This is a genomic window from Streptosporangium sp. NPDC003464, assembly GCF_053588315.1.
The window spans coordinates 1-2,130 of the sequence record NZ_JBSFPS010000522.1 but is presented as its reverse complement, the minus strand read 5'-3'; the positions used below and the strand labels follow the sequence as shown (position 1 = coordinate 2,130).

Sequence of the window (2,130 nt, the reverse complement as noted above, 5' to 3'; positions counted from 1 at the left end):
TGGTCTCCGGCGAGCCGCTGCTCTACCACTGGTTCGTCTACGCCCACCTGGCCGCGGCGAGCTGGGTCACCGGCGTGGAGCCGCTCGTGCTGCTGCTGCGGCTGGGCATGCTCCCCATGGTGATCGCGTTCGTCGTCCTCGTCGGGATGACCGGGCGGCGCGTCATCGGTTCGTGGGCGGGGTCACTGCTGGCCGTCATGGGCACGGTCTTCGTGGCGATCCCGAACCTGTACGTCGGCGCGAACGACTCCTTCACCTGGGGAGGCGTTCCCGACCTCGCGTGGACGAGTCCCACCCAGACCTTCGGAGCGCTCCTGTTCGCGCCGGTCGTCCTGCTCCTGGTCGACCTCTTCGACCGCCGCTCGACCGCCGGCCGGTGGCTCCTGCTGGGGATCTTCCTCGTCGCGGTGATGGGCGCCAAGGCCTCCTACCTGCCGCTGCTGATCGCCGGACTGGTGACGGTCGCCGCGGTTGAGCTGGTCAGGCGCCGGCGGCCGCCCTGGGTCGCGCTCGTCGCGCTCGGGATGAGCTCCGCGTGTCTCCTCTACGCGCAGTTCGTGCTGTACGGTCGCGTGCGGCAGGGGCTGGTGGTCGCTCCGTTCTTCTTCATGCGCACGGCCTGGCAGGAGCTGACCGGCCTGGGCAGCGAGGTGGAGCCCTCGACGGCCTCGGCGCTCGGCATGGCACTGGTGTGCCTGCTGTGCTGGGCCGTCACGTGGTCCGGGGTCCTCGGGCTGCTGAGCCGGCCGCGGCTGCTCGGGCGGCCCTGGGTGATCATGATGATCGGCTTCGGTGCGGCGGGTATCGGTGCGGCGCTGCTGCTCGGTCATCCCGGCCGCAGCCAGCTCTTCTTCCTCTGGGGCGCCTATCCCTACCTGGCGATCGTCGCGATCCACGGGCTCCTCGCACTCCTGCGGCGCGCCCAGTTGTCGCTGCGGGCGGCGCTGCCGGCCGCCTGCGCCGGGGCGCTCGCCGCCTATCTGATCCCCATCCTCTGCGGCGTCGAGATCCCCCTGCGCCCAGGCCAGTCGGACGGCGTCCTGTACCGGCCCTACCTCGCGCTGCTGGTCGCCGGCGTACTGGTGGCCGCCGTCCTGACCGTCAGAGTCGGCCGGCTCAGGGCCGCCGCCCACGTGGCCGTCATGTGCACGGCCATCGGCCTGCTCGCCGACGGGCACGCCTACGTCATGCTGCCCGGGCAGATACTGGCCAAGCGGGGACTCAGCGGGGTGAGCCAGCCGGCGGCGGCCCAGGTGACGGTCCCGCAGGGCGCCCTGACCGTCGCGCGCTGGCTGCGCGCCAACTCCGATCCCGACGACCTCGTCGCCACGAACGCGCACTGCCTCTGGGGGCACGAGGACCCGTGCGACAGCCGCGAGTTCTGGGTGGCGGCCCTGTCCGAGCGGCGCGTGCTGGTCGAGGGGTGGGCGTTCGCGCCGACGAGCGTGGAGCGCTGGAGCGCGGGCCAGTCGACCCAGTCGGCGATGTATCTGCCGTTCTGGGACGGGGACCGGATCACCTCGAACGAGGCGGTCTTCCACGCGCCCTCGGCGGCCGCGGTCCAGCGCCTGCGGGAACGCTACGGAGTCCGCTGGCTCTTCGTCGACGAACGGCGCACCGACCAGGCCGCGAAGATCGGGGAGTTCGCCGAGTTCCGGCTCCGCTCCGGCGACTACGCCCTCTACCGGGTGCGGGAGGGGCAGGCGGCGGAGGCCGGGGCCGGCGTGCTCAGCGCCGGCGTGCCGGGACGGCCGTCGTGACCGGCTGTGAAGGCCGGAGGGCGGCCGTTGTGACCGGCCTGTCTGAAGGGTCGGCAAGGACATCGGAAAACGCGGGTGTCCGGCCGGGTTGAAGATCGTTGTGTCGGCAGACTCGCGCGTATGGCCAGGATTCCGCAGTTTCAAGGTTCTTCGCCGGGTTCCCTCCGGGAGGGTTCCCCTGAGGGGGGTGGGCCGGCGCGGGCCGGTGCGCTGCCGGGTGGGGGAGGGCGTCCGGGGTGGCGCCGGGGGCCGGGCCGGCTGCTGGGCCGGCTGCTGGGCCGGCTGCTGAGGTGGCGGTGGTTGCCGGCGGTGTCGGTGGTGGTCTTCGCCGTGGCGGTGCTGGGTTTCTACGGTGTCTCGCCGGTGGACA

At 72.6% G+C, this 2,130-nt stretch carries 2 protein-coding genes; both read left to right on the top strand.

The window, feature by feature from the left end:
* Positions 1-1,760, top strand: a 1,760-nt coding sequence (locus ACWDS7_RS48095; RefSeq protein ID WP_451934772.1) for a hypothetical protein, incomplete at its 5' end; no start/stop codon positions are given.
* A 120-nt stretch (positions 1,761-1,880) separates the two neighbouring features.
* The coding region (locus ACWDS7_RS48090; RefSeq protein ID WP_451934771.1) for a hypothetical protein at positions 1,881-2,130 on the top strand (250 nt) is incomplete at its 3' end.